The organism is Streptomyces durhamensis (genome assembly GCF_000725475.1).
Taxonomy (GTDB): domain Bacteria; phylum Actinomycetota; class Actinomycetes; order Streptomycetales; family Streptomycetaceae; genus Streptomyces; species Streptomyces filipinensis.
The window spans coordinates 19,112-42,569 of record NZ_JNXR01000001.1; the positions used below are offsets into that span (position 1 = coordinate 19,112).

Consider the following 23,458-nt stretch of genomic DNA (forward strand, 5'->3'; position numbering starts at 1 on the left):
CGGTGGCCCCTCCTCTCCCCTCCTGATGCCCTCCCCGGCCGTCACTACCGGGGAAGCACCACGACGTAGGCGGCCGGGTCGCGGTCGGCCGACGCCATCAGGGCGGTGCGGACCACCGCCGCCTGCTGTTCCATCCCGTCCCGGAGCTTCCTCGGGGTGATGTACACGACCGTGATCCCCAGGCGTTCCAGGTGTTCGCGTTTGCGGGCGTACTCCGACCACAGCGCGTCCTCGTCCTGCCGAGGGCCTTGCCGGGTCGCGCGGGTGTCCAGCTCCACCGCCACCGCCTGGTCCGGCCAGTACGCGTCCAGGCCGCCGAGGTGCGGGCCGCCGGGCAGGCGCAGGTCGACGTTCCAGACCGGGTCGGGCAGCCCGTACTCGGCGACCATCCGGTACAGCCGGTCCTCGGCGATGGAGCGGCCCTCCGCCACGAGCGCGTCGACCGCGTCCACCACGTGCGGGCGGTTCAGCAGCTTGGCGTGGGTCAACTCGCGGACCACCGACGCCGGTTCGCAGTGGCCGCCGCGCACCGCCTCGGTCAGCAGCCGCCGTACCGCCGCCGCGTCCGTCAGCTCCGCCACCGCGTCCGCCAGCGCCCGCGGCACCGGCGCCACCGGCAGGCCCGTCACCGCCCGGGGCGTGGGCAGGGAGGGCGTGCGCAGGACGCGGACGAAGCCCGAGGAGCGCAGCCGGCGCAGCCGCGGGACCAGCACGTCGACGTGGTCCAGGGAGAGCAGCGGCGGGGTGGCGGAGAAGCCGTACAGGGTGAGGGCGGCCAGGCCCGTGATCATCGCCTCCGCGTAGACCGGGCGGTGCGGCTCCTCCGCCGTCGGCTGGGCCGGGACGCCCGGGGTGGACTCGCGGGCCGCGTACATCAGGGCCCCGTGCAGACGCTCCTCGCTCGTCGGCGGTCCGGGGTGCAGCAGGACCACGTTCGGCAGCAGCAGCTGCCAGGGGCCGCCGGGGCGGCACTGCTCGTTCAGCTCGGCCGTCGTCACGCCGTGGGCGCGGAGCTGAGCCGTCGTCAGGACGCGGCGGTGGACCTCCGAGAGGTGGCGGAGGGGGCGGGGGGAGACCGGGGTGTTGTGCGTCATGGCGACGGGATTCCCGCCTCCGGTCCCTCCTTTAACCGCTGTTACACGCCCGTCGAGAAATGCGGACAAGCCGGGACTAAAGGTCAGGTGTTCGGGTGTCGAGTAGGGGACGAAAACCCCTGGTCCGATCGGGTGCGGACCAGGGGTTACGGTTACTCTTGCCCGAATTTCGTAACGGTCACCGGCAGGGAAAGCTCAGGCCAAGGCTCAGTGGCCGGCGCCCGTCGCGTCGCACTCCTGTGCGCGCAGCGCCCGTGCCAGGTCGTCCCGCGCCTCCAGCACCAGCCGGCGCAGCGCCGGCGCCGCGTCCCGGTGCGCGTCCAGCCACGCGTCCGTCGCCTCCAGGGTCTCCGGCCGGTCCTGGAGCGCCGGGAACAGACCCCGTACGACGTCCATCCCGATCTGGATCGACCGCTCCCGCCACACCCGCTCGATCGCCGCGAAGTACTTCCGCGCGTACGGCGCGGTCAGCTCCCGCTGCGAGGGCTGGTCGAAGCCCGCGATCGTCGCCTCCACCAGGGCGTTGGAGAGGGCGTCGGACTCCACCACCTGCGCCCACGCCTGCGCCTTGACCGCCGCCGACGGCCGGGCCGCCAGGCAGCGGACCTGGTGCCGCTTGCCGGACGCCGTGTCGTCCCGGGCCAGTTCGGCCGCCAGCACCGGCTCGTCCGCCACCCCGTGCGCGGCCAGCGGCTCCAGGAACGCCCAGCGCAGCTCCTGGTCCACCTCCAGGCCGTCGATCGCCGACGTGCCGTCCAGCAGGTCCCGCAGCAGCGCCAGGTCCGGCTCACCGGAGGCCACGGCCGCGAAGAACCGGGCCCAGGCCAGCTGGTGCTCGCTGCCCGGCTCGGCCTCCCGCAGCTCCCGCAGCGCACCCTCGGCCAGCAGCTCGCCGCCCGTCTTCCGCCACTCGGGGGCCGCGTAGTGCACCAGCGCCGAGTTCGCCCATGTGTGCAGCATCTGCAGCACGCCGATGTCCGACTCGCGGCCCGCGAACCGCAGCACCAGAGCGACGAAGTCCCGGGTCGGCAGCAGCGCGTCCCGGGTCAGGTTCCACAGCGCCGACCAGCACAGGGCACGGGCCAGCGGGTCGGTCAGCGCGCCCAGGTGCTCCGTGAGCGTGGCCAGCGAGGTGCCGTCGAAGCGGATCTTGCAGTAGGTCAGGTCGTCGTCGTTGACCAGGACCAGCTCCGGGGCCTCGGCGCCCGCCAGCTCCGCGACGACCGTGCGCGGGCCCTCCACATCCGTCTCCACGCGCGCGTACCGCTCCAGCGCGCCCTCGGGCGTACGCCGGTACAGGCCCACCGCGACGCGGTGCGGGCGCTCCTCGGGGTGCGACTCCGGAGCCTCCTGCACCACCGCCAGCTCGGCGATCCGACCGCCCTCGGTGTCCAGCAGCACCTGCGGCGTCAGGGCGTTCACCCCGGCCGTCTGCAGCCAGGACCGGGCCCACGTGCTCATGTCCCGCCCGCTGGTCTCGCCCAGCACCGACAGCAGGTCGCCGAGGCGCGTGTTGCCGTACGCGTGGCGCTTGAAGTAGCGGCGGGCGCCCTCCAGGAACGCGTCCTGGCCCACGTACGCCACCAGCTGCTTGAGCACCGAGGCGCCCTTGGCGTAGGTGATGCCGTCGAAGTTCAGCTTGGCGTCCTCCAGGTCACGGATGTCCGCCGTGACCGGATGCGTCGACGGCAGCTGGTCCGCGCGGTACGCCCAGGCCTTGCGGCGGTTGGCGAAGGTGATCCACGCGTCCTTGAAGCGGGTCGCGCCGACGTTCGCGAACGTGCCCATGAAGTCCGCGAAGGACTCCTTCAGCCACAGGTCGTCCCACCACTCCATGGTGACCAGGTCGCCGAACCACATGTGCGCCATCTCGTGCAGGACGACGTTGGCCCGCGCCTCGTACGACGCCTGCGTCACCTTCCCGCGGAAGATGTACTCCTCCCGGAAGGTCACGAGGCCCGGGTTCTCCATCGCGCCCAGGTTGTACTCGGGCACGAACGCCTGGTCGTACTTCCCGAACGGGTACGGGTAGTCGAAGTGGTCGTGGAAGAAGTCCAGGCCCTGCTTGGTGACCAGGAAGACGTCGTCGGCGTCGAAGTGCGGGGCCAGTCCCTTGCGGCACATCGCGCCGAGCGGGATCTCCAGCTTCGTGCCGTCCTCGAAGGTGCGGGTGTAGGAGTCGGTGACGTGGTGGTACGGGCCCGCCACCACACACGTGATGTACGTCGAGATCGGCTTGGTCTCCGCGAACCGCCAGACCCCGTCGGCCAGTTCCCCCGCCCCGTTGCTCCACACCGTCCAGCCCTCCGGCGCCCGCACCTCGAAGCGGTACGGCGCCTTCAGGTCGGGCTGCTCGAAGTTCGCGAAGACCCGGCGGGAGTCGGCCGGTTCGTACTGCGTGTACAGGTAGACCTCGCCGTCCTCGGGGTCCACGAAGCGGTGCATGCCCTCGCCGGTGCGCGAGTAGGCGCACCGGGCGTCCACCACCAGTTCGTTCTCCCCGGCCAGGTCCTCCAGCAGGATCCGCGAGCCGTCGAAGACCTGGCCCGGGTCCAGGTCGCGGCCGTTGAGCGAGACCGAGGTGACGCCCGGCGCGATCAGATCGGCGAAGCTGGACGCGCCCGGCTCGTTGCAGCGGAAGCGGATCGTGGTCACCGAGCGGAACGTGCGCGGCTCGCCGTCCCCGTCGCCGACGGCGGACCTGAGGTCCAGGGACACGTCGTACCCGTCGACGGACAGCAGGGCGGCCCGCTCCCGGGCCTCGTCGCGGGACAGATTCTCACCGGGCACGGGCGGCGCTCCCTCGTGGTCGCATGGATGACGGCTGAACAGGACCGATCCTGCCATGTGCTCCTGACAGGGGTCAGCAGGGAATGGCCGGGCGGCCAAGGGCGTTTCCCGGGGAAAGAGTTCCCCTTGAGGAGAGACATGTCTCAGAAGACCCCCGTCGACTTCTGGTTCGATCCGCTGTGCCCGTGGGCCTGGATGACCTCCCGCTGGGTGCTGGAGGTGGAGAAGGTCCGCGACATCGAGGTCCGCTGGCACATCATGAGCCTCGCCGTCCTCAACGAGAACCGTCTGGACGAGCTGCCGGAGGAGTACCGGGAGATGCTCGCCACCAAGGCCTGGCAGCCGGTGCGCGTGGTCACCGCCGCCTGGCAGAAGCACGGCGCCGACGTCCTCGGCCCGCTCTACACCGCGCTCGGCACCCGCATCCACAACAACGGCGAGGGCCCGACCCTGGAGGCCGTCGCCGGCGCCCTCGCCGACGTCGGCCTGCCCGCCGAGCTGATCGAGTACGCCGAGCAGACGGACTTCGAGTTCGACGCCGAGCTGCGCGCCTCCCACAAGGAGGGCATCGAGAAGGTCGGCCAGGACGTCGGCACCCCGGTCATCGCGGTCCCGGGCCCCGACGGCGAGCAGATCGCCTTCTTCGGCCCCGTCGTCACCCCCGCCCCGAAGGGCGAGGAGGCGGCCCGCCTGTGGGACGGCACCCTCGCCGTGGCCTCGGTGCCGGGCTTCTACGAGATCAAGCGCACCCGCACCCAGGGCCCCGACTTCAGCAACCTGTAGGTCCACGCCCCACCGGCCGCCGCCTGCACCCGCGGCACGGGAAGACCCCTGCGAGTCACGTCCTCGCAGGGGTCTTCCGTTCATCCGCCCGCCGACGTGAAAGGTGAGAAGACGATCACGAGGCGGGACGTCCGGGGGGAGTCGGGCCGGTCAGGGGGCCAGCAGCAGCGCGTTGGCGCGGGACCTGGCGGCCTCGTACCGGCGGGCCACGTCCTGCCAGTCGACGACCTGCCACATGGCCTCGATGAAGTCGACCTTCTGGTTGCGGTACTGGAGGTAGAAGGCGTGCTCCCAGGCGTCGAAGACCAGGATGGGCGTGGCGCCCTGGCCGACGTTGCCCTGGTGGTCGTAGACCTGCTCCACGATCAGCCGGCCGCTGAGCGGCTCGTACGCCAGCACGCCCCAGCCGGAGCCCTGGGTGGTGGCCGCGGCCTTGGACAGCTGGGTCTTGAAGGCGGCGAAGGAGCCGAAGGACTCGGTGATCGCGTCCGCCAGCCCGCCCACGCCGTCGGCCGCGAGCGGTTCGCCGCCGCCGTCCTTCGGGCCGGTCATGTTCTGCCAGTAGATGCTGTGCAGGATGTGGCCGGAGAGGTGGAAGGCCAGGTTCTTCTCCAGGCCGTTGATCGCGCCCCACGACTCGGCCTCGCGCGCCTCGGCGAGCTGTTCCAGCGTGTCGTTGGCGCCCTTCACATAGGCCGCGTGGTGCTTGTCGTGGTGCAGCTCGATGATCTCCGGGCTGATCACGGGGGCCAGCGCGGAGTAGTCGTAGGGCAGGTCGGGCAGCGTGTAGACGGGCATGGGTGATCCCCTCCGGAACCTTATTGCAAGTTACTTGCAACTACACGCTAGCAACAAGAGTGGCCGGGCAACACAAAGGCCCCCACGTGTCGCACGTGGGGGCCTTGTCCGGTGCGGGGCTCAGCGCCGGGCGCGGGCCCGCTGCCACACATAGCCGACGGCCGCGAGCAGCAGCGTCATGGCGCCGGTGGAGCAGAGCTGGAGCCGGGTGTCCTGCTCACGGGCCATCAGGACGAAGATCGCGGCCATGCCGGCCAGCGCGACCCAGGTCAGCCACGGGAAGGCCCACATCCGCACGACCAGCTTCTCGGGGGCCTCGCGCTCGATGCGGCGGCGCAGCAGCAGCTGCGAGACCGCGATGAAGATCCAGACGACCAGGATGACCGCGCCGATCATGTTCAGCAGCCACTTGAAGGCGCCGTTCGGGCTCCAGTAGCTGAGCAGGACGCAGACGAACCCGAGGACACAGGAGACGAGGACCGCGATCCGCGGGACCCCGCCGGACAGCTTCGCCAGCGCCTTCGGGCCCAGGCCGCGCTCGACCAGCGAGAAGGCGATGCGCGAGGAGCCGTAGATGTTGGCGTTCATCGCGGAGAGCAGGGCGACCAGGACGACCACGTTCATCAGCTGACCGGCGCCGGGGATGCCGAGGTGGTCGAGCGTGGCGACGTACGGGCCCTTCTCGACGACCTCCTTGGAGTCCCACGGGACCAGGGTGACGACGACCGCCATGGAGCCGATGTAGAACAGGGCGATGCGCCACATCGCCGTACGCACCGCGGAGGCCACGCCCTTGACCGGGTTCTCCGACTCGGCCGCGGCGATGGTGACCGTCTCCATGCCGCCGTAGGAGAAGACGGACGCGAGCAGGCCGATGATCAGGCCGTCGCTGCCGTGCGGGAGGAAGTGGGTGAGGTGCGAGGCGCCGGGGGAGTCGGTGCCGGGCAGCACGCCCGCGATGGCCAGCACACCGAGGATCAGGAACAGGCTGATCGCGCCGACCTTCAGCGCGGCGAACCAGAACTCGAACTCACCGAAGTTCTTCACCGCGGCCAGGTTCGCGCCGCAGAACACCACCATGAACAGCGCGACCCACATCCACTGCGGGGTGCCCGGCACCCAGCCCTGGACGATCTTCGCGGCGCCGATGCCCTCCAGTCCGACGGCCGTGCACAGCAGCACCCAGAAGGACCAGCCCGCCGCGAAGCCCGCCCAGGGGCCGATCGCCCGCTCGGCATGCGCCGAGAAGGAACCGGACGACGGGTACGCGGCGGACATCTCGCCGAGCATCCGCATCACCAGCATCACCAGCAGGCCGGAGACCGTGTAGGCGATCACGATCGAGGGACCGGCGGCGGCGATGCCCGCGCCGGAACCGACGAACAGGCCGGCGCCGATGACACCGCCGAGGGCGATCATCGACAGATGGCGCTGCTTGAGGCCGTGGGAGAGGGAGGCGCCGTCCTGTTGCTGTGGCGGCGAATCGGTGGTCGTGCTGCTGCTGGGCATGTGGGCGCGGCTCTCCCCGTGCAATGGGCGGGCAAAAACCCCGCCAGTCTGGGCGGCCCGTCCGCTCAGGCGAAGGGGCCGCCCAGTATCCGGACACCTGCCCTACGCAGGGTGAACCGGCGGTTACGCGGCCGCGGACACCGGGGTGTAGTGCGAGGCGTCGCCCTCGATCGAGTAGCTCTCCTTGCCCTCGATGCCGACCGGGACGTCACCGGCGACGGTCACCCGGTGCAGCCGGCGCGGCTGTCCGTCGTAGTTGTCGATGGCGTAGTGCTGGGTGATCCGGTTGTCGAAGAGCACCAGCTCGTCGACCGCCCAGCGGTGGCGCAGGATGTTCTCCGGGCGGGTGACGTACGCCTGCAGCAGGTCGAGGATCTTGCGGGACTCGCCGGCCGACAGGCCCACGATCCGCTGCGCGAACCCGCCGACGAACAGCCCGCGCTCGCCGGTCAGCGGGTGCACGCGGACCACCGGGTGGGCGGTGCGGTACGTGATGGACGTGAACTGGGCGCGCTGCGCGGCCTTCTCCTCGTCGATCTCCTCCTCCGGTACGGCGTAGTCGTAGTCGTTGGTGTGCTCCGCCCACAGGGTGTCGGCGAAGCGGCGCAGCGGCTCGGGCAGGTCCCGGTAGGCGGCGGCCGCGTTCGCGATCAGGGTCTCGCCGCCGTACGGCGGGACGGTGATCGAGCGCAGGGTGCTGGCCTGCGGCGGGTTGAGGACGAAGGTGACGTCGGTGTGCCAGTGGTTGGCCCGGCCCCGCTCGCTGTCCACCGGCAGCACGTTCGGGGCGCCGTCGACCGCGCCGACCGTCGGGTGGGCGGTGGTCAGGTCGCCGAAGTGGCGGGCGAAGGCCTGCTGTCCGGCGTCGTCGAGTCCCCCGGCGGCGCCCGTGTCGAAGACGAGCGCCTTGTGGACGTTCAGCGCCTCGCGGATCGCGGTGACCTCCTCCGGGGCGAGCGGGCGGGTGATGTCGACGCCGGTGACGCGGGCGCCGATGCGTGCGGTGACCTTGGTGATCTCCAGGGACATGAACCGGTCCTTTCAGGCGAGGGCGGGAGCGGGGGTGAGGTACGGGTGGGCGGGGCGGGGGAGGCCGTAGCGCTCCCGGAGGGTCTGGCGGGGGCCGTCGTACTCCGTGCGGAACAGGCCGCGGGCGCGCAGCAGCGGTACGACGTGCTCGACGAAGGCGTCCAGGCCGGAGGGCAGCACGGCCGGCATGATGTTGAAGCCGTCGGCGGCGCCCTGCGTGAACCAGGTCTCGATCTGGCCGGCGACCTGCTCGGGCGTCCCGGTGAAGGTCAGGTGGCCGCGCCCGCCGCCGAGCCGCGCGATCAGCTGCCGGACGGTGAGCCGCTCGCGCCGGGCCAGCTCCACGACGAGCGTGTAGCGGCTCTTGGCGCCCTCGATGGCGGACTCCGGCGGCAGCTCGGAGGGGAGCCGCTCATCCAGCTTCAACGTGCCCGCGGGAAGCGTCAGCAGGTTCTCCAGCCGGGCCACCCCGTGCTCGTACACGATGTGGTCCTCCAGCAGCTGCTCCGCCGCCCGCGCCTGCGCCTCCGTCGATCCGAGGACGGGCACGATCCCGGGCAGCACCTTGATGTGCCCGGGGTCGCGTCCGGCCCGCCCGGTGCGCGACTTGAGGTCGGCGTAGAAGGCCTGGGCGTCGGCGAGGGTCTGCTGGGCGGTGAAGACCGCCTCGGCGTACCGGGCCGCGAAGGCCTTGCCGTCCTCGCTCGACCCCGCCTGCACCAGCAGCGGGTAGCCCTGCGGCGTGCGCGGGACGTTGAGGGCGCCGGCGACACTGAAGTACGTGCCTTGGTGCCGGGCCGGGTGGATCCTGCTGTCGTCGCCCCAGACCCCGGCCGCCTTGTCGGCGACGATCGTGTCGTCCTCCCAGCTGTCCCACAGCTTGCGCGCCACGTCGAGGAACTCGGCGGCACGGGCGTACCGCTCGGCGTGCGCGGGCTCCTCGGCGAGCCCGAAGTTGCGGGCCGCCTCGGCGCCGGCGGTGGTGACGATGTTCCAGCCGGCCCGGCCGCCGCTGATGATGTCCAGCGAGGCCAGCTTGCGGGCCAGGTTGTAGGGGGAGTTGTAGGAGGTGGACGCGGTGGCGATCAGGCCGATGTGCTCGGTGGCCGTCGCCAGCGCGGTCAGCAGGGTGAGCGGTTCCAGGGCACCCGCCGGACGCTGCGCGAGGTTGCTCCACAGCTGCGGTCCGTCGGCGAGGAAGAGCGAGTCGAAGGTGCCGCGCTCGGCGATCCGCGCGAGCCGCACGTAGTGCTGCAGATCGACGTGCGCGTACGGGTCGCTCTCCGGAAGCCGCCACGACGCCTCGTGGTGCCCGGTGTTCATCAGGAAGGCGTTCAGATGGAGCCTTCGCCGTGTCTCTCTCCGTGTCACTGGTGGTCCTCCGTGACGCCCAGCGCGGCCAGCAGCCGCTCGCGGTACTCGCCCAGCACCGGCTCGCGGTAGGAGCGCGGGTGGGGGCGGTCGATGGTCAGGTCGAGGCCGATGCGGCCCTGGTCCAGGACGAGGACCCGGTCGGCGAGCACGATCGCCTCGTCCACGTCGTGGGTGACCAGCAGCACGGACGGCCGGTGGCGCTTCCAGAGGTCGCGCAGCAGGTTGTGCATCTTGATCCGGGTGAGCGCGTCCAGGGCGCCGAACGGCTCGTCCGCCAGCAGCAGTTCCGGTTCGCGGACCAGGGAGCGGGCCAGCGCGGCCCGCTGGGCCTCGCCGCCGGACAGCTCGCCGGGCCAGGCCCGCTCGCGGCCCTTCAGGCCGACCTCCGCGAGGGCGGCCCGGCCGCGTTCTGCGGCATCCTTGCCGTCCAGGCCGAGCAGGACGTTGTCCAGCACCCGGCGCCAGGGCAGCAGCCGGGAGTCCTGGAAGACCACCGAGACCCGCTCCGGCGCGGTGAGCCGGCCGGTGCCGGCCACTCCGTGGTCCAGGCCCGCGACGGCCCGCAGCAGGGTGGACTTGCCCGAGCCGCTGTGCCCGAGCAGGGCCGTGAACTGGCCGGCGGGCAGGTCGAGGTCGATGCCGTCGAGGACCGTACGGCCGTCGAACGACCGGGTCAGGCCGCGCAGCTGTACGGCCGGCCGGGTCAGCTGCTCAGTGTGCGGCGCCACGACAGCACCCTCCGTTCGATCAGACGGACCACGCTGTCGGAGACCAGGCCGAAGACGCCGTAGATCAGCAGGCCGACCAGGATCACGTCGCTCTGGCCGTAGTTCTGCGCCTGGAACATCATGTAACCGAGGCCGCTGGTGGCGTTGATCTGCTCCAGCACCACCAGGCCCAGCCAGGAGCCGGTCACACCGAGCCGGAGTCCCACGAAGAATCCGGGCAGCGCGCCGGGGATCACCACCTGGCGGACGAAGCCGAGCCGGGACAGGCCCTGCACTTCGGCGAGTTCGACGTACCGGCTGTCGATACCGGACAGCGCGGCATGTGTGTTCAGGTAGATCGGGATGTAGACGACGATCGCGATGATGGCGACCTTGAAGGTCTCCCCGATGCCCAGCCAGAGGATGAACAGCGGGATCAGACCGAGGGTCGGTACCGCCCGGTTGAGCTGCACGGTCCCGTCGATCAGTGCCTCACCGGTGCGGCTGAGCCCCGAGACGAGCGCCAGCAGCACCCCCGCGGTCAGGCCGATCGCAAAGCCGTACCCGGCCCGCTGAAGGGAGGTCAGGACGTCCGTGGACAGCGTGCCGGCGGTCCACAGGTGACCGCCGGTCCGCAGCACCGTCCAGGGCGCGGGGATGGCGGCCGGGTCGAGGGACCCGGCGGCGGAGGCGGCGGCCCACAGGGCGAGGAACGCCAGGGGGCCGATCAGCCGGGTGGCGGGCAGCCGGCGGCCGGGCGAGAGGCGGCGGCGCCGGCGGACCTGGGGCGGCTCCCCGGCCGCCGTCGCCGGCACGGCGGTCGAGGTGGTCACGGCGGTCATTTCCGGTACTCCTCGGGTACGGCCTTGGCGGCGATCGACTCGAAGCGGTGGTCGAAGAGCGAGGAGACGTCGAACTTCTTCACGAACCCGCCCTCGGCGAGCAGATCCGCCGTCTCCTGCTCCCACTTGATCGCCTCGTCCCAACGGGGCGGGAACAGCGGCTTGTTGGCCAGCCTGGTGATGCCCTGCGCCTGCTGCAGGGTCAGGTTCTGCGTCTTGACGTAGAACTCCTCGTTCCACACGTCCGGGTGCTCGTACTGCCACACCTGGCCCTTGGCCCACTGCGGGATGTACGCGGCGACGGCGGCGGCCTTCGCGGGGTCGTTCAGCACCGACTGCGGGGCCCACAGCAGGTTGAGCAGGTCGACGACGTCGGTGGGGATGCTGCGCGCCCCCTTCGCCTCGTACTGCTTCAGGTACGCGGGCGCCTGGCTGTTGGCGAGCGGGGCCACGTCCACCTGGCCGGACTGCAGGGCGGTGAAGAACTGGTTGCTGGTCAGCGGGACCAGCTTCACCTCGTCGTACTTCAGGCCCGCCTGCTTCAGGGCCCGCAGCAGGACGACCCCCTGCGCCTGCCCCTGCGAGAAGGCGAGCCGCTTGCCCTTGAAGTCGCCGACCGTGCGGATGTCGCTGCCGGGCTTGGTGGCGAAGAGGTAGTTGGGCTTGCGGGTGATGTCGATCGCCACGATCTTGGCGCCGAAGCCCTGGTAGTGCGCCTGGATCGGCGGGATGCCCGCGTTGTTTGCGAGGTCCAGGGACTTGGCGCGGAAGGCGTTGATGACGTCCGGACCGGCGCCGATGTTCAGCCAGTTCGACACCGTGAACGGCAGTGCGGGCAGCTTCGCCAGCTTGAACTGCAGCTGCTGCTGACCCAGGTAGGAGGCGATCTTCAGGCTGGTGCCGGCCGGGACCTTGTCGGCGAGCGGCTTGGTCGCCGCGCCGCTGGTGTCGGCGGAGGCGTCACCCTTGGCGCAGCCGCTGAGGCCCACGGCGGCGGACGCGCCCAGCAGGGAGGTGAGAAAGACACGACGGTGCATGGGAGGACTCCCGGGACAAAAAGAGGGAAAGGCAGGAAGAATTCCGGGAAGAAGAGCCGGAGGAAAGAGAACTCACACAGCGGGAAACACGCGCTTCATGCGCGGCAATGTGTCAGCAACAGACGGTGCGACAGCTGATGAGGAGGCTCATGACCAGCATGTTCCTGGCCATGAGCGCCCGCTGTCAACATTCGGAGTTTCTGAATTAAATAGCCTCAGGTGAGGCGATCAACGGGTCTCGGAACAACGCGTCCAGTACCACCGAACCGCCCGCCACCGCCAGTACGGAATCCGGGAAACTCGTCGGGAGGACATCCGCCGCACGGGCCGGGCCGGCCGCCTCCCGCAGGGCGGCGAGGCAGTCCTCGAAGTGGATGACGCCCACCTCGGTCACGACGACGGTCTCCGGGTTGAGCACATCGAGCAGCAGCCCGGCCGCCCGCCCGGTCGCCCGCGCCCGCTCCACCAGCAGCCGCCGGGCCGTCGCGTCCCCGCCCGCCGCCGCGGCCACCACGTGCATCGGGTTGGCCGAGCCGGTCACCCCGGCCGCCCGGGCCCGCCGGCACAGCGTCCGCTCGCCCAGCTCGGCCTGCAGGCAGCCGGTACGGCCGCACGCGCACGGCTCGGTGCCGCCGGGCACCGGCAGATGCGCGATCGCCCCGGCCGCCGAACGCGGGCCGTGGTGCACCTCGTCGTTGGTCGCGAAGGCCGCGTCGACCACGTTGCCCACGAACAGGTGCAGCACGCTCCGGCTGCCCCGGGCCCGCCCGAACAGCCGCTCCCCGTTCACCAACGCCCGCGCGTGGCCGTCCACATGGACCGGCAGACCCGTGCGGGCGCCGAGCAGCTCCCGCACCGGCACCTCGCGCCAGCCCAGCAGCTCGTGCTCGACCACGCTGCCCCTATCCCGGTCCACCCAGCCGCCGACCGCCACCCCGACGCCCAGCGGCCGGCGGCCCGGCATCCCGGCGAGCAGCCCGGTGAGCCCCTCGGCCGCCCGGGCCAGCACCCAGCCCGCGTCGGTCCGTTCGTGCTTCAGCTCGCGCCGGGCCACCACCCGGCCGCGCAGATCCAGCAGCGCCACCGTCGTGTACGGCACGGCCACATGCACCCCGCCGACCAGGAAACGGGCGTCGTCCAGGTCGACCGGGACATGCGGGCGGCCCACCCCGTTCGAGCGGCGCGGTACGGCGGACTCCCGGACCAGGCCGAGTCCGGCGAGCCGGGCACAGTGTTCGGTCACCGACGCGGGCGACAGCCCGGTCAGCCGGGCGATGGTGCTGCGCGCCACCGGCCCGTGCTCCAGCACGGACCGCAGGACGACACTGGCGCTGGTGCGCCGCCGGTCGCTGTCAGCGGCACGCGGAACGGGCGAGGCGAGGGTGGATGCCGCGGTACGGGGCATGGAGGACCGTCCTCAGGAACGGGGCCGACACGTCTCGGAAAGGCGAGGCGTGCCGCACCGGCCCGCCCTACCCCGGGCGGCGACAGGTGGCCGTGCCCTGGCGTCGCAGGTCGACATAGCGACGCGACGTGAAGTACCGGGACTGGGCCACCATGGCTGGAAGGGTAGGCCAGGAAGGGTGAATCCGGCCAGACGACCAGGATTCATTTGGTGAGATCCCACAGTCCGCTCGGTGCTCCGCCGAGTGAGCCACCCGTCCCCGCCTCAGTGACCAGGGTCACCCCAAGGTCGGTGTATCCCACAGTCTTTGTCCGGAGCCCACCAAGCCCCCGATCTCCCCTTTGTCGATCGCTGACGGTGATCGGCCGGAGGCGGCTGGGATAGCGTCACCGTTGTCCCAGCATGTCCCCGTCACCCGCGGAGTCCCCATGAGCACCGCCACCGCCACCGCCCGCCCCGGCGCAGTCCTCGCCGACCTGCTGCCCGCGTCCCGCGTCCGCGACGCGGCCCTCGTCATCGGCGGCGCCGCGCTCACCGGCCTCGCGGCCCAGGTGGCCGTCCCGGTGCCCCACTCCCCGGTGCCGGTGACCGGCCAGACCTTCGCCGCGCTGCTCGTCGGCACCGCGCTCGGCGCCCGCCGCGGCGTCCTCTCGCTCGCCCTGTACGCGCTCGCCGGTGTCGCGGGCGTGCCGTGGTTCGCGCACGGCACCTCCGGCGCGGCCTCGGTCTCCTTCGGCTACATCCTCGGCATGCTCCTGGCCTCGGCGGCCGTCGGCGCCCTGGCCCGGCGCGGCGCCGACCGCTCGCCGCTGCGGATGGCGGGCACGATGATCCTCGGCGAGGCGATCATCTACGCCGTCGGCGTGCCCTACCTGGCCGTCGCGGCCCACCTCTCCCTCTCCCAGGCCGTCGCCCTCGGCCTCACCCCGTTCCTGATCGGCGACGCCCTCAAGGCCGCCCTGGCGATGGGCGCGCTGCCCACCGCCTGGAAGTTCGCGAACAAGCGCTAGACGCCGTCATCGCGCAGAAGAGGCTCGCCCAGGTCGTACGTCTCCTCGACCCGGGCGAGCCTCTTGCGCGTTCCGGGGTCGTACAGGGCGCGTCCCCCAGGGTGTACGACACCGCGCCGACGCCCGGCGCGGAGCCGTTCGGCGGCGCCGGCCCGTGCGGGCGGAGGAAGGCCGGGTCCAGGTGCTCGTCCACGGAGGTCACGGCACGCAACATGGCCGCATGACCCGACGGGAGCCGTCAGGTCATGCGGCCATGTTCAGCCGGAGGGGCGGATCAGCCGACGGACACCTTGTCGGCCGGGGCCTCGACCGCGGGGGCCGGGCGGTTCGCCCCGAGCTTCTGCTTCACCAGGGCGACCAGCACCACGATCGCCGCCACGCCCACCGACAGCAGCACGGTCGTACGGCCGCTGCTCTCACCCTCGGTGTCGGTCAGCATGTAGCCGAGGACGAAGACGATGAAGGCGGCCGTCACCCAGGTCAGGTACGGGTACAGCCACATCTTCACGACGAGCTTCTCCGGCGCCTCCCGCTGGATGATCTTCCGCATCCGCAGCTGCGAGAAGCAGATGACCAGCCACACGAACAGGGCGACCGCGCCGGAGGAGTTGACCAGGAAGAGGAAGACGGTCTTCGGGTAGGCGTAGTTGAAGAACACCGCCACGAATCCGAAGACGACCGACGCCAGGATGGCCGTCAACGGCACACCGCGGGAGGTGGTGCGGGCGAACGCCTTCGGGGCGTCACCGCGCTGGCCCAGCGAGAACGCCATCCGGGAGGCGGTGTACAGGCCGGAGTTGAGGCAGGACAGCACCGAGGTCAGCACGATGACGTTCATGATCTCGCCGGCGTGCGCGATGCCCAGGGAGTTCAGGGCGGCCACGTAGGAGCCGTCCTTCTTGATGGACGGGTCGTTCCACGGCAGCAGCGAGACGACGACCAGGATCGAACCCAGGTAGAAGACGCCGATCCGCCAGATGATGCTGTTGGTGGACTTGGTGACCGCGCGCTGCGGGTCCTCCGACTCGCCGGCCGCCAGGGTCGCGATCTCGCTGCCCATGAAGGAGAAGACGACCAGCAGCACACCGGTGAGGATGGTGCCGGGGCCGTGCGGCAGGAAGCCGCCGTGGTCGGTGAGGTTGCCGAAGGACGCCTTGTCGGCGTGCGCGCCCGGCAGGACGCCGAACACGGCCAGCAGGCCGACGACGATGAACGCGCCGATCGCCACGACCTTGATGCCGGCGAACCAGAACTCGAACTCGCCGTAGGAGCCGACGGAGACGAGGTTGGTCGCGGTGAGCACGGTCATCACGATGAGCGCCCAGGCCCATTGCGGCACGGCGGGCACCCAGCCCGCGAGGATCCCGGCGCCGGCGGTGGCCTCGACGGCCAGCACGACGACCCAGAAGAACCAGTAGAGCCAGCCGATGGAGAACCCGGCCCAGCGGCCGAGGGCACGGTCGGCGTGCTCGGAGAAGGAGCCGGAGGCGGGGTTGGCCGCGGACATCTCGCCGAGCATGCGCATCACGAGGACGACGAGGGTGCCGACGAGGGCGTACGACAGGAGGATGCCGGGTCCCGCGGTGGCGATGCCGGAGCTGGAACCGACGAAGAGGCCGGCACCGATCACACCACCGATCGCGATCATCGACAGATGGCGGTTCTTGAGTCCTGCTTGGAGGCCCGAACCAGGGGTCATGGACGGATTTCCTTTGCGCCAGGGGGGCAGCTCGTATGAGCGGTGTACGAGTCGGTCCAGTGAATCCGAGGCGAACGAATTCGGGAACCTCTGAATCCGTATCGTTACTTGAGGTTCCCTTGAGGTTCTATGGCCAGGCTCACATTTTTGGGACTCCCAGGGGCGCCGCCACCCGAGGCTGCTGCCCTGATACAGGCGTGTCACACTCATTGCATGCGCGTGTATCTCGGCTCCGACCATGCGGGCTACGAACTCAAGAACCACCTCGTCGACTGGCTGAAGGCGGCGGGGCACGAGCCCGTCGACTGCGGGCCGCACATCTACGACGCCCAGGACGACTACCCGCCCTTCTGCCTGCGCGCCGCGGAGCGTACGGCCGCGGACCCCGACGCCCTCGGCATCGTGATCGGCGGCTCCGGCAACGGTGAGCAGATCGCCGCGAACAAGGTGAAGGGCGTGCGCGCGGCGCTGGCCTGGAGCGAGGAGACGGCGGCGCTCGGGCGGCAGCACAACAACGCCAACGTGGTGGCCGTGGGGGCGCGCATGCACAGCACGGAGGAGGCGACGAAGTTCGTCGAGGTGTTCCTGAACACCCCCTTCTCCGGTGACGAGCGGCACATCCGCCGGATCGACATGCTGGCCGGCTACGAGACGACGGGCGATCTGCCCCCGATCCCGCCCCACCACCCGCAGCAGTAGGACCCCTCGGGGGCCCCGCCTCCCCTCCCTCCGTCCGGCCCACCGGTTTCGATCCGGTGGGCCGCGGCGGCACTTCCGCGGTCCTGGTCGGACGGATCGGAAAGGAAAGCTCAGCCTTGCCAGAAGGCCACACCATCCACCGGCTGGCCCAGGACTACGCCGAGCGGTTCTCGGGAAGGCCCGCCCGCGTCAGCAGCCCGCAGGGCAAGTTCTCCGACGCCGCCGACCTGCTGGACGGCGCCGTCCTCACCGGCACCGAAGCCCACGGCAAGCACCTCTTCCTCCGCTTCCGGGACGCCGACTGGGTCCACATCCACCTCGGCCTGTTCGGCAAGGTCGGCTTCGGTGACGCCCCCGCGCCCCCGCCGACCGATACCGTCCGGCTGCGGCTCGCCAACGACACCGCCTACGTCGACCTCCGCGGCCCCACCACCTGCGCGCTGATCACGGAAGAGGAGAAGCGCGCGATACACGCCCGCCTCGGCCCCGACCCGCTCCGCGAGGACGCCGAGTCCGCCGCGGCGTACCGCAGGATCTCCCGCAGCCGTACGACGATCGCCGCGCTGCTCATGGACCAGAAGATCGTCGCCGGCGTCGGCAACGTCTACCGCGCCGAGGTGCTCTTCCGGCACGGCGTCGACCCCTACCGGACCGGCAGGGAGATCACCCCGCGCACGTGGGACGCCCTCTGGGCCGATCTCGGCGCGCTGATGCGGGAGGGGGTCAGGAACAACCGGATCGACACCGTCCGCCCCGAGCACACCCCGGAGGCCATGGGCCGCCCGCCCCGCGTGGACGACCACGGCGGCGAGGTCTACGTCTACCGCCGCGCGCCCCAGCCCTGCCACATCTGCGGCGACGAGATCCGCACCGCCGCCCTCGCCGCCCGCAACCTCTTCTGGTGCCCCACCTGCCAGAAGCCGTGAACGGGACACCGGGACACCGGGACACGGGGCTGCGGGACCGCCGTGGCGCCGGGGCGGCCGGGTGTCAGAAGCCGTGGGGCAGCCAGGGGGTCACCGCTGAGGTGAACGCCACCGATGCCTGTGCCAGCGTGCCCGGCCGCAGTTCCCGCACCCGGCCGGCCCCCGCCAGTGACAGCAGGGTCACACCGCCGAGGTAGGCCGCGCCCAGGTCCCGCACCGTGAGGGCGAGACCGGGTGCGTCGCTCGTCCGCTCGCAGGACGCGCCCTCGGCATCGCCCGTCAGCCGCCAGCGGCCCGTGTTCCAGGGGCAGAAGGCGTCCTCCACGTCCAGCACCACGTCCACGGGCGCCGGATATGTACGCGCCGACAGGGCCGTACCCACGTCCACCAGGCGCACGTGCCCGGCGTCCCGCAGCCGCAGCCGGCAGCGGCGTATGTCGGAGACCAGGTGCTGCCAGGCGTCGTCGACCGGCCGTCCCCGTACCGTCAGCGTCGTCATCAGGTCGATGCCGAACAGGAAACGCCACAGCGCGGCCTCCGCCGCCGGATCGAGCGCGGCGAGGTCCTCCAGGGTCACCGAACCGTCGTGTCCGCTCGGCCCCCATTCCATCTTGGTGCGGAACCGGGCGTACCCGGTGACCTGCCCGTCCCGTTCGGCTACCACGCACTGCAGGGCCGACGCCCCGTTCCGCTCGCTCTCCGGGTCGAGCAGGCCGGCCTGCTCCCAGCCGGGCTGCCGGGCCAGCATGCCGGGGCGGCGGGGCACCAGGGCCGCGTACACCGCCTCGCACTCCTTCAGGACGTCGGCGGGCGGTGCGTAGCGCACGCGCACCTCGTCGGTGCCCGCGGGCAGCGCCAGCGCGACCCGGCCGGTGTCGATGTCGGCGCCGATCTGGAAGCTCGCCGTACCGAACCCGAAGCGGCCGTAGATCGCGGGCTCGGAGGCGAACAGCGCCGCCAGCGGCTCGCCCTTGGCGTGCGCGTCGGCCAGCAGCCGCCGCATCATCGCCGTCAGGATCCCGCGCCGCCGGTGCGTCGCGGCCACGCTGACCATGGTCACACCGGCGGTGGGCACCACCGCCCCGCCCGGCACGGTCATCCGGAAGCTGAAGGCCCCGGACGTACCGACGATCGCGTCCGCGTCCCAGACGGCCAGGGAACGATCGAACTCGGTGACGGATCTGTCCAGTTCGCGCTCCTCGGACGAGGCCGGTCCGCCCCCGAACGCACGGACCAGGTGGTCCCACCACCGGTCGAACTCCTCCGGGCGCAGCATCCTCAACTCGGTCCCGCCGTCAGTCCCCATGAGCCATGCCTATCAGGGCATTGCAGGACGAGCCAGTGAATTTCTCCCGGTCGGCGGCGCGATGGCCCCGCGTGCCGTTCACTGTGAGGACGCACCACGAGACGCATCACGAAGTGGGGCCTCGCACGGGGGACAAGTGGGACCTCCCGTGCCAAGCAGCCGGTCCGATGGATAGGGTCCCGAACTGATGGCAGCAGGACGACAGCGGCGCGCGAAGGCCGAGAGGTTCACGGCCCGGTGGAAGATGCAGTGGCACCGGGCCCGCGTCGGCCTGCGCAGAAGCGCCGTGGACTACTTCCGCGGCGACGGCTCCGACTGGATCGCGTTCGTCGGCCTGCTGCTCGCCATCCCCCTCCTCATGGCCATGACCCTGGTCGACTCGGTGTGGTGCTCCCCGGCCACGCTGGTGCTGCCGATCATCGCGGGCGGCCTGCTGCTGCGCCCGGCGAGCCTGCTCGGCCTGTACGCGGCGGGGGCCAGCGCGCTGATCGTGGAGTCGGTACGGCTCGGCCCGTACACCGAGGGGCCCTCCCGGGTCACCCCGGGCGTCGTCCTGGTCGTGGCGGCGTGCGGTTTCTTCGGTCTGCTCACGGCCCAGTTCCGCAGCCGGGTCGGTGTGCCCTGGCGACGCGGCGGCACCATGCTGTTCGACCTGCGCGAGCGGATCCGGGTGCAGAGCAAGCTGCCGAAGCTGCCGCAGGGCTGGCATCACGAGATGGCGCTCAGGCCGGCCGGCGGCCAGTCCTTCTCCGGCGACTTCGTCGTCGCGGCCCGCACCAACGGCGGCCGCACGCTGGAGGTCGTGCTCACGGACGTGTCCGGCAAGGGCATGGACGCGGGGTCGCGCGCCCTGCTGCTGTCCGGCGCCTTCGGCGGCCTGCTCGGCTCGCTGCCGCCGCACGCCTTCCTGCCCGCCGCGAACGGCTACCTCCTGCGCCAGGACTGGGACGAGGGCTTCGCCACCTCCATCCATCTCGTCCTGGACCTCGACTCCGGTGACTACGAGCTGTACTCCGCCGGCCATCCCCCGGGTCTGCAGCTGAGCGCGGGCAGCGGACGCTGGGAGGAGAAGGCCGCCGAGGGCCCGCTGCTCGGCGTGTACGACGGGGCCCAGTTCGATCCCATGAAGGGCTCCCTGCGCCCCGGCGACGTCCTGATGCTCTTCACGGACGGCCTGGTGGAGACCTCCGACCGCGACATCGTCGAGGGCATCGACCGCCTCACCGGCGAGGCCGACCGCTATGTCGCCGGCGGCTTCCACGGCGCCGCCTGGCACCTCATCGAGGCGGTCGCCAAGGACGTCAACGACGACCGGGCCCTGCTGCTGATCTGCCGCCAGTCCTCCCCGCCCCGACCGCCCTCCTGACCGCCGCCCCCACCCGGCTCCGGACGCCGGCCTACGCCGCCCCCGGCCCCGTCTCCGCGGTGCGCATGGCCGCGCTCAGCGGGGCCTGGACCCGCCAGCCCAGGGCCTCGTACAGGGCCCGGCCCTCCTCGGTCGCGCCCAGTACGGCCGCCCTCGCCCCCTGGCGGGTGCCGGCCTCGGCGAGCGTGCCCAGCACCACGCGCCCCAGCCCCCGACGCCGATGGGCCGGGGCGGTCTCCACCTGGTCGACGGCGGCGGTCGCACCGGTGACGGCCATCTGCCCGCGCGCGGCGAAGGCCCCGTCGGCGGCCCGTACCGCGACCCGGGTGACCCCGCCCCGGCTCCAGCTGCTCAGCAGGTAGCCGTCGGGCAGGCCGGGCGCCGCCTCGGCCTCGGCCAGGGCGGCGGCCATGAGGACGGCGTGACCGTCCAGCAGCCTCCAGCCCGGCGGCAGCCACGCCGCGAGGGTCCCCGCCGCGACGAACGCCTTCAGCGCGACCCCGGCGGGACTGCTCTCGGCCAGCTTCCGGACGGTCGCCTCGTCGGCGGCGGTCAGCACATGCCGGGCCACCTCCTTGGGCAGGCCGACCTGGACCGTGAAACCCCAGGGCTCGCACGTCGGTTCGGCCGCCCCGCGCGACACGGCCCAGCCCTCGACCCAGGCGCGCACGGCTTCCGCGGTACTCCCGAAAGGCATGATCCCCCCATGAGTATGTAATAGGTGCTCTCGAAGAGCATCTATTACAGGATGGCATGGCGCAGCCGGCTTCGCGAGACACTGGCGCGATGACGCAGCTCACGCTCACCGAAGTGGAGGCCCTCGCCCGGGCCGTGCACGAAGGTCAGAAGGACAAGGCGGGCCGGCCGTACGCCGAGCATCTCGCCGCCGTCGCCGCGGGCGTGCGCGCCCGCGGCGGGGACCCGGAACAGATCGCGGCCGCCTGGCTGCACGACTCCGTCGAGGATGACGCGCTGTCCCGCCAGTGGCTGGAACGGGCGGCGCTGACCGCGCGGACCAAGGCCATCGTGGACGCCCTCACCAAGCGGCCCAGGGAGCAGCCGGAGGAGTACGCGCGGCGGATCCTCGCCACGGAGGGCGCACGGCTGGTGAAGGAGGCCGACCTGGCGCACAACGCCGACCCGGAGCGGCTCGCGGTCCTGGACGAGCCGACCCGGAAACGACTGACCGAGAAGTACGCGCGGATGCGCGCACTTCTCGGTCTGGCCGGGCCGGGGTCCTAGGCGCTGACCCGCTCGCGCTCCCGCTGCTGCCGCTCGCGGGCGAGTTCGGTCGCGTCCTGCCGGAACGCCCACTCCATCCTCGGCTCCATCGCGAAGCGGAAGACGCGCTGCACGGGCCTGGTGCACAGCAGGGTGACGGCGGCGCCCGCGAGGACGGTCACCAGGATCTCGCCGAGCGGGTGGTGCAGCCAGGCGTGGTCGAACAGGCCGCGGTAGTCGGCGAACTTCACCAGGAAGCCGTGCAGCAGATAGCCGTACAGGGTGCCCGCGCCGAGCGCCGTGAACCACATCCTGCGGCCCGGCACCCAGGAGAAGAAGCAGGCCGTCAGTACCAGCGAGCAGCCCATCATCGCCAGCGTCATCACCGGGCCGCACCACCAGGGCGCGCCCAGCTCCTGCGCGGAGTCACGGTGGTAGAACCAGGCGGTGTTCATGCGCGGCACCGCCCACCAGCCGACGGCCAGCGCGGCGGCGAACACCGGCACCGCGGCGATCCGCACCGAGCGGCGGCGCACCAGCCGGAAGTGCTCGGGCTTCATGCACAGGCCGAGCACGAAATACGGCAGGAACTGCAGGACGCGCTGCAGATCGAGGTCGTCACCGATGTTCGGGGTGACCGACGCGAGCATGGCGATGCCCAGGGCGACCGCGAACGGCGAGCGCACCAGCTTCCAGATCGGTGTCGTCAGCCGCCAGACGAACAGCGCGACCAGGAACCAGGTCAGGTACCAGGGATCGAGGAGGCTGATCTCCTCGTGCGAACCCGTGATCAGGTTCTTGAACAGCGGGTACGCGGTCTCGAACAGGACGTAGGGCACCACCACGCCGGTGATCAGCCGCTTCAGCCGGTCCGGGCGCATGTCGAAACCGCGCGAGAAGAACCCGGAGACGATGATGAACGCCGGCATGTGGAAGCAGTACACGACGGTGTACACACCCTCCAGGATCCGGCTGTCACCCTTCAGCGGCTCCCACGAGTGCCCCATCGCGACGAGCACGATCGCCAGGTACTTGGCGTTGTCGAAGAACGCGTCGCGTTGTTTGCCGGGTCTGTCCGCCTTCGCCTGTCCCTTCTGCGCACTCATCGGGGTACGCGGACCGGGCACTCCGTCCACCGGCGACTGTGCCGGGGGGAGTGGCCTGCGGTTCTGGCCGGGGGACGAGGCGGCGTCAAACATCTCAGGCACCCTAGCGTCGTCCGTGGGATTTCGTAAAACCCCCGCAGTCATTCCTGGTTATCGCCTCCGAGTACCCGCTGATTTACAGAACTTGGCATCTTCGTCTACGTGATGATGCGCACACAGGGTCGTCAGTTCACCCTCGATGTCCCGATTCATCCCGACTAAATGGTGCATACGGCGTCTCTGTGTCATCAATTCGAATTACCTGCGCACAGGATGTGTGGAGGTGGAAACGAAGTCGCGTAATTCGCCGGGAAGTCAGGCGCGGACGCCTGTCGAATTGCTGTGCGGCGCATCCCCCGCGCCGGTCGGCCGTCCGACGTTGCGTCACGGGCCGCATGGCAGGGCCGGGTTGGTGGCACGATGGTTCTGGCGGGGGCGCGCGGGCCGTGCCCCCGGGCCGGGAGAGCGGACCGACCGAGGGTGTGATCAGTTGTGGCCATTTCACTGTCTGTGGTGCTGCTGTTGGCGATCATCCTTGTAGTGCTGATACGAGGGGGGAACATCAAGGCCGGACCCGCGATCGTCGCGATCCTCTTCGGCTTCTTCCTCGCCTCCACCGGCATGGCCCCGTCCATCGACCGCTTCCTGAACTCGATAGCGGACTCCATCAGCTCCATCAAGTTCTGACCGGCGCGGGGCGACCGGAGCGGAACGTGCT

General features: G+C 71.2%; 21 protein-coding genes. 7 read left to right on the forward strand and 14 right to left on the reverse strand.

What is annotated here, in order from left to right:
* Nucleotides 1-44: 44 nt before the first annotated feature.
* On the reverse strand, nucleotides 45-1,094 hold the full coding sequence (locus tag IO33_RS0100080) for a hypothetical protein (RefSeq protein ID WP_031158566.1): 1,050 nt from the start codon (nucleotides 1,092-1,094) through the stop codon (nucleotides 45-47).
* Between the two features lie 207 nt (nucleotides 1,095-1,301).
* The gene (gene pepN, locus IO33_RS0100085; protein ID WP_031158568.1) at nucleotides 1,302-3,884 is read right to left on the reverse strand and encodes an aminopeptidase N; all 2,583 of its coding nucleotides are present in this window, start codon (nucleotides 3,882-3,884) and stop codon (nucleotides 1,302-1,304) included.
* Nucleotides 3,885-4,022: 138 nt separating this feature from the next.
* On the opposite strand from pepN, the gene IO33_RS0100090 reads away from it, so the two are divergent.
* Nucleotides 4,023-4,667, forward strand: coding sequence for a mycothiol-dependent nitroreductase Rv2466c family protein (locus tag IO33_RS0100090; protein ID WP_031158571.1), 645 nt, complete (start codon nucleotides 4,023-4,025; stop codon nucleotides 4,665-4,667).
* 150 nt (nucleotides 4,668-4,817) lie between these two features.
* On the opposite strand, the gene IO33_RS0100095 is transcribed toward IO33_RS0100090, so the two are convergent.
* The 8 genes from IO33_RS0100095 to IO33_RS0100135 form a co-directional block, all read right to left on the reverse strand.
* Nucleotides 4,818-5,465, reverse strand: coding sequence for a superoxide dismutase (locus IO33_RS0100095; protein WP_031158573.1), 648 nt, complete (start codon nucleotides 5,463-5,465; stop codon nucleotides 4,818-4,820).
* A gap of 120 nt (nucleotides 5,466-5,585) precedes the next feature.
* Nucleotides 5,586-6,974, reverse strand: coding sequence for an amino acid permease (locus tag IO33_RS0100100; protein ID WP_031158576.1), 1,389 nt, complete (start codon nucleotides 6,972-6,974; stop codon nucleotides 5,586-5,588).
* 123 nt (nucleotides 6,975-7,097) lie between these two features.
* Nucleotides 7,098-8,003 carry a TauD/TfdA dioxygenase family protein gene (locus IO33_RS0100105; RefSeq protein ID WP_031158578.1) on the reverse strand — a complete coding sequence of 302 codons (906 nt, stop codon included), beginning with the start codon at nucleotides 8,001-8,003 and terminating at the stop codon, nucleotides 7,098-7,100.
* Between the two features lie 12 nt (nucleotides 8,004-8,015).
* A complete protein-coding gene (locus IO33_RS0100110) occupies nucleotides 8,016-9,374 on the reverse strand; it encodes an LLM class flavin-dependent oxidoreductase (RefSeq protein ID WP_037684661.1) in 1,359 nt (452 codons plus the stop codon).
* The gene (locus tag IO33_RS0100115) at nucleotides 9,371-10,105 is read right to left on the reverse strand and encodes an ABC transporter ATP-binding protein (RefSeq protein ID WP_031158583.1); all 735 of its coding nucleotides are present in this window, start codon (nucleotides 10,103-10,105) and stop codon (nucleotides 9,371-9,373) included. The genes IO33_RS0100110 and IO33_RS0100115 overlap by 4 nt, the downstream gene beginning before the upstream one ends.
* On the reverse strand, nucleotides 10,081-10,926 hold the full coding sequence (locus IO33_RS0100120; RefSeq protein WP_031158585.1) for an ABC transporter permease: 846 nt from the start codon (nucleotides 10,924-10,926) through the stop codon (nucleotides 10,081-10,083). The genes IO33_RS0100115 and IO33_RS0100120 overlap by 25 nt, the downstream gene beginning before the upstream one ends.
* Nucleotides 10,923-11,963: an ABC transporter substrate-binding protein gene (locus IO33_RS0100125; RefSeq protein ID WP_031158586.1), complete on the reverse strand. Its 1,041-nt coding sequence runs from the start codon at nucleotides 11,961-11,963 to the stop codon at nucleotides 10,923-10,925. Before IO33_RS0100125 ends, IO33_RS0100120 begins: the two co-directional genes overlap by 4 nt.
* Before the next feature lie 205 nt (nucleotides 11,964-12,168).
* Nucleotides 12,169-13,368, reverse strand: a complete 1,200-nt coding sequence (locus IO33_RS0100135) for an ROK family transcriptional regulator (RefSeq protein ID WP_031158587.1) — start codon at nucleotides 13,366-13,368, stop codon at nucleotides 12,169-12,171.
* A gap of 428 nt (nucleotides 13,369-13,796) precedes the next feature.
* Between IO33_RS0100135 and IO33_RS0100140 the strand changes: the two genes are divergently transcribed.
* Nucleotides 13,797-14,378 carry a biotin transporter BioY gene (locus IO33_RS0100140; protein ID WP_031158590.1) on the forward strand — a complete coding sequence of 194 codons (582 nt, stop codon included), beginning with the start codon at nucleotides 13,797-13,799 and terminating at the stop codon, nucleotides 14,376-14,378.
* Between the two features lie 274 nt (nucleotides 14,379-14,652).
* Here IO33_RS0100140 and IO33_RS0100145 read toward each other — a convergent pair whose 3' ends face one another.
* Nucleotides 14,653-16,077 carry an amino acid permease gene (locus IO33_RS0100145; RefSeq protein WP_031158592.1) on the reverse strand — a complete coding sequence of 475 codons (1,425 nt, stop codon included), beginning with the start codon at nucleotides 16,075-16,077 and terminating at the stop codon, nucleotides 14,653-14,655.
* A 213-nt stretch (nucleotides 16,078-16,290) separates the two neighbouring features.
* On the opposite strand from IO33_RS0100145, the gene IO33_RS0100150 reads away from it, so the two are divergent.
* Nucleotides 16,291-16,776 (forward strand): ribose-5-phosphate isomerase, encoded by a 486-nt coding sequence (locus tag IO33_RS0100150; protein WP_031158594.1) that lies wholly within the window; start codon nucleotides 16,291-16,293, stop codon nucleotides 16,774-16,776.
* Nucleotides 16,777-16,892: 116 nt separating this feature from the next.
* Entirely contained in the window at nucleotides 16,893-17,702 is an 810-nt protein-coding gene (locus IO33_RS0100155; RefSeq protein ID WP_031158596.1) for an Fpg/Nei family DNA glycosylase, read from the forward strand.
* A gap of 64 nt (nucleotides 17,703-17,766) precedes the next feature.
* Here the strand turns inward: IO33_RS0100155 and IO33_RS0100160 are convergent, their stop codons facing one another.
* On the reverse strand, nucleotides 17,767-19,008 hold the full coding sequence (locus IO33_RS0100160; RefSeq protein WP_031158598.1) for a GNAT family N-acetyltransferase: 1,242 nt from the start codon (nucleotides 19,006-19,008) through the stop codon (nucleotides 17,767-17,769).
* 187 nt (nucleotides 19,009-19,195) lie between these two features.
* Between IO33_RS0100160 and IO33_RS0100165 the strand changes: the two genes are divergently transcribed.
* The gene (locus IO33_RS0100165; protein WP_031158600.1) at nucleotides 19,196-20,374 is read left to right on the forward strand and encodes a PP2C family protein-serine/threonine phosphatase; all 1,179 of its coding nucleotides are present in this window, start codon (nucleotides 19,196-19,198) and stop codon (nucleotides 20,372-20,374) included.
* A gap of 31 nt (nucleotides 20,375-20,405) precedes the next feature.
* On the opposite strand, the gene IO33_RS0100170 is transcribed toward IO33_RS0100165, so the two are convergent.
* Nucleotides 20,406-21,071: a GNAT family N-acetyltransferase gene (locus tag IO33_RS0100170; RefSeq protein ID WP_031158602.1), complete on the reverse strand. Its 666-nt coding sequence runs from the start codon at nucleotides 21,069-21,071 to the stop codon at nucleotides 20,406-20,408.
* Between the two features lie 89 nt (nucleotides 21,072-21,160).
* Here IO33_RS0100170 and IO33_RS0100175 point away from each other — a divergent pair, with 89 nt between their 5' ends.
* Nucleotides 21,161-21,616, forward strand: a complete 456-nt coding sequence (locus IO33_RS0100175; RefSeq protein ID WP_031158604.1) for an HD domain-containing protein — start codon at nucleotides 21,161-21,163, stop codon at nucleotides 21,614-21,616.
* On the opposite strand, the gene IO33_RS0100180 is transcribed toward IO33_RS0100175, so the two are convergent.
* Nucleotides 21,613-22,701 carry an acyltransferase family protein gene (locus IO33_RS0100180; RefSeq protein WP_245235643.1) on the reverse strand — a complete coding sequence of 363 codons (1,089 nt, stop codon included), beginning with the start codon at nucleotides 22,699-22,701 and terminating at the stop codon, nucleotides 21,613-21,615. The two genes, IO33_RS0100175 and IO33_RS0100180, sit on opposite strands and share 4 nt — an antisense overlap.
* A 531-nt stretch (nucleotides 22,702-23,232) precedes the next feature.
* On the opposite strand from IO33_RS0100180, the gene IO33_RS0100185 reads away from it, so the two are divergent.
* On the forward strand, nucleotides 23,233-23,427 hold the full coding sequence (locus IO33_RS0100185) for a hypothetical protein (protein WP_037684666.1): 195 nt from the start codon (nucleotides 23,233-23,235) through the stop codon (nucleotides 23,425-23,427).
* The last annotated feature ends 31 nt before the right edge of the window (nucleotides 23,428-23,458 follow it).

Bases quoted from the DNA above. Each gene is read 5' to 3' on its own strand.
- IO33_RS0100150 (WP_031158594.1), top strand. From the start codon at position 16,291: ATGCGCGTGTATCTCGGCTCCGACCATGCGGGCTACGAACTCAAGAAC.
- IO33_RS0100100 (WP_031158576.1), bottom strand. From the start codon at position 6,974: ATGCCCAGCAGCAGCACGACCACCGATTCGCCGCCACAGCAACAGGAC.
- IO33_RS0100080 (WP_031158566.1), bottom strand. From the start codon at position 1,094: ATGACGCACAACACCCCGGTCTCCCCCCGCCCCCTCCGCCACCTCTCG.
- IO33_RS0100170 (WP_031158602.1), bottom strand. From the start codon at position 21,071: ATGCCTTTCGGGAGTACCGCGGAAGCCGTGCGCGCCTGGGTCGAGGGC.
- IO33_RS0100090 (WP_031158571.1), top strand. From the start codon at position 4,023: ATGTCTCAGAAGACCCCCGTCGACTTCTGGTTCGATCCGCTGTGCCCG.
- IO33_RS0100140 (WP_031158590.1), top strand. From the start codon at position 13,797: ATGAGCACCGCCACCGCCACCGCCCGCCCCGGCGCAGTCCTCGCCGAC.
- IO33_RS0100180 (WP_245235643.1), bottom strand. From the start codon at position 22,701: ATGAGTGCGCAGAAGGGACAGGCGAAGGCGGACAGACCCGGCAAACAA.
- IO33_RS0100125 (WP_031158586.1), bottom strand. From the start codon at position 11,963: ATGCACCGTCGTGTCTTTCTCACCTCCCTGCTGGGCGCGTCCGCCGCC.
- IO33_RS0100105 (WP_031158578.1), bottom strand. From the start codon at position 8,003: ATGTCCCTGGAGATCACCAAGGTCACCGCACGCATCGGCGCCCGCGTC.
- IO33_RS0100120 (WP_031158585.1), bottom strand. From the start codon at position 10,926: ATGACCGCCGTGACCACCTCGACCGCCGTGCCGGCGACGGCGGCCGGG.
- IO33_RS0100145 (WP_031158592.1), bottom strand. From the start codon at position 16,077: ATGACCCCTGGTTCGGGCCTCCAAGCAGGACTCAAGAACCGCCATCTG.
- IO33_RS0100095 (WP_031158573.1), bottom strand. From the start codon at position 5,465: ATGCCCGTCTACACGCTGCCCGACCTGCCCTACGACTACTCCGCGCTG.
- IO33_RS0100175 (WP_031158604.1), top strand. From the start codon at position 21,161: ATGACGCAGCTCACGCTCACCGAAGTGGAGGCCCTCGCCCGGGCCGTG.
- IO33_RS0100160 (WP_031158598.1), bottom strand. From the start codon at position 19,008: ATGGGGACTGACGGCGGGACCGAGTTGAGGATGCTGCGCCCGGAGGAG.
- IO33_RS0100135 (WP_031158587.1), bottom strand. From the start codon at position 13,368: ATGCCCCGTACCGCGGCATCCACCCTCGCCTCGCCCGTTCCGCGTGCC.
- IO33_RS0100165 (WP_031158600.1), top strand. From the start codon at position 19,196: ATGGCAGCAGGACGACAGCGGCGCGCGAAGGCCGAGAGGTTCACGGCC.